Source organism: Roseateles sp. P5_B10 (assembly GCF_056400485.1).
Genome location: NZ_JBFULE010000835.1, coordinates 1 through 2,246, shown reverse-complemented (window position 1 = coordinate 2,246; position 2,246 = coordinate 1). Strand labels below are relative to the sequence as shown.

The window sequence follows — 2,246 nt, the reverse complement described above, 5'->3', positions numbered from 1 at the left end:
GCAATGCGCTCCTTGCCACTGCCGCTGGGTCCAGTAATCAGCACCGGTACCGTCGATTTGGCAACTCGGCAGGCAAGCCCAAGCACACTTGCCATCGCATCCGATCTAAACACAATCTCATCTAGGTTGAACYGGCTAGCTAGCGCATCATGACGCGCGGACCGTCCGTACTGCAGAAGTTTGGCTGCACGCGTCGACTCCCTCAGTTCAAGTAGTGCTTCGACTGTTGCAAGCAGCTTGCGGTTGTCCCATGGCTTGGCAAGATAATCAGCAGCCCCAGCTTTAACTAACTCAACCGCCGATTCGAGGCGGGTCCAAGCAGTTAGCAGAATCACCGGTAAGTCAGGGTTGCACTCGCGGATTGCCCAAAACAACGCCACACCTTCTTCTCCTGAGGTCGTGTCGGCGCTGAAGTTCATATCCTGAATCACCAAGTCGACCGGCTGGCTCGTCAGCAGGGCAAGGCCTTCAGCAGGCGTGGTGGCCACGAGCGTGCGGATGTCTCGCAAGGACAGCAGCAGGGCGATTGCCTCGCCAACCGCAGGCTTGTCGTCAATAATCAAGATGGTTCGCATGCTTCTCTAGCATAGCAAACGACTCACCCCAGGACAGTCGAACCGTCCGAGACACTGTCCGCATACGAGATTCGGACACCGGGCCGTTGTCCGCGGACACGCGGAACCGCGCCAAGCGATTGATTCATAAGCTTTGGCCGCCTGGCACGATGCTTGCGCCAGATCGTGCATGAACCTTCGCTCTAGCGACGCCTCCGAGCAAGATCGTCCTGTCACTGATGACCGTGTTCTCCCCTTTAGGGGCGTGCTACTCGCAACGGTGTTCTTGCTTCCGGCCCTTTTCGGCAACCGCCGCCAGGGACAGACCAGCCCGTGTCGACACGACTGGTCGGGCTGCAGGTTGTCACCGTGGCCGCGCATTCGCTCGGCGGCACGGACGAGGGTCATATCTCTGCAGTCTAGAGTCCCGCTTCTTTACGCAACTGGCTGGGTTGCCGACTCGCGCAGGCATCGGCGCAGCACCTCGGATGGTCGGAGTGCAATCGGGACGCAGTTAGTCTTGCTCGAGAGCTGGAGACCGGTTTTCCAGGTGAGATTTCTCGCGGCCATCAGCGCAAGGAAGTGTCGTCATCAAACACGGTTTGCGTCCAATGGATCGCGCCGAATCGCTTTCGGGCATGTGACCGTATCGCCATTTCCGGAGAAACACTTGAACGGCGCGAACCAAGTTCTCCTAGCAAATTAAACAGAGGAAGAGACATGCTCCAAATGGAAAGACTTCAGAAGGTCTATCGCAACGAAATGGTCGAAACATACGCGCTGCGTGACTTCAACTTGAAGGTGAAAGAGGGTGAGTTTGTCGCGGTGACCGGCCCCTCAGGCTCTGGCAAGTCAACATTCTTGACGATTGCYGGTCTGTTGGAGGCGTTCAGCGGTGGCAGCTACAAGCTGGATGGAATCGACGTCAGCCGCCTGGGCGACGGTGAGCGCTCGCGCATTCGAAATGAAAAGATCGGTTTCATATTTCAGGCCTTTAATCTTATTCCGGACCTGAATTTGCTCGAGAACATCGAAGTTCCGTTGCGCTACCGCGGTTTTGATGGAGCCCAGTGCAGGAAGCGCGCTGCCGAGGTGCTGGGGCGTGTCGGCTTATCGGCCCGCACTCGCCACTACCCTGCGGAGCTATCGGGCGGACAGCAGCAGCGCGCGGCCATCGCTCGCGCGCTCGCGGGCGAACCGCGTCTGCTGCTAGCCGACGAGCCTACCGGAAACCTCGACAGCGTCATGGCGCGGGGCGTGATGGATCTGATTGAAGAACTTCACCGCGATGGTGCCACCATCGTCATGGTGACCCACGACCCGCAGTTGGCCATTCGCGCCGAGCGCCACGTGCACGTTATCGATGGCCAGGTCGTCGATCTGGAAGACGAGGTCGCGGCTTGAACATGTCGCTGGCTTTATTGATGTTCCTCGCACGGGAAACTGTGCATTTTGAGGTGCCGTCAGATTGCTTTAGCCTGGCTGCCGGCTCCTTCGACGAGATCCGTCTCATCAAAATCAACGCCCCGCTGCCCATCCGGTGAAATGATGAAGCCCACGAGCGTAATTCGATCTTCAGCCTTCGTAGCGACGCGGGAATACCGCTTGACGTTTCATTACTAGCTTCAACTTGCAGTCCGCAGCGCATGGAAATCTAAAGGACTGAGTGCGCTAATGGTATTGGCCTTGTCC

3 protein-coding genes are annotated in these 2,246 nt (G+C 57.8%); 2 read left to right on the top strand and 1 reads right to left on the bottom strand.

Annotation, left to right across the window (positions count from 1 at the left end):
* Nucleotides 1-575, bottom strand: a 575-nt coding sequence (locus AC1DU6_RS28240; RefSeq protein ID WP_477861176.1) for a sigma-54-dependent transcriptional regulator, incomplete at its 3' end; no start/stop codon positions are given.
* A 699-nt stretch (nt 576-1,274) separates the two neighbouring features.
* On the opposite strand from AC1DU6_RS28240, the gene AC1DU6_RS28235 reads away from it, so the two are divergent.
* Complete coding sequence (locus AC1DU6_RS28235; RefSeq protein WP_477861174.1) at nt 1,275-1,958, top strand: ABC transporter ATP-binding protein; 684 nt, start codon at nt 1,275-1,277, stop codon at nt 1,956-1,958.
* The gene (locus AC1DU6_RS28230) at nt 1,955-2,098 is read left to right on the top strand and encodes a hypothetical protein (RefSeq protein ID WP_477861172.1); all 144 of its coding nucleotides are present in this window, start codon (nt 1,955-1,957) and stop codon (nt 2,096-2,098) included. Before AC1DU6_RS28235 ends, AC1DU6_RS28230 begins: the two co-directional genes overlap by 4 nt.
* Nucleotides 2,099-2,246: the final 148 nt, after the last annotated feature.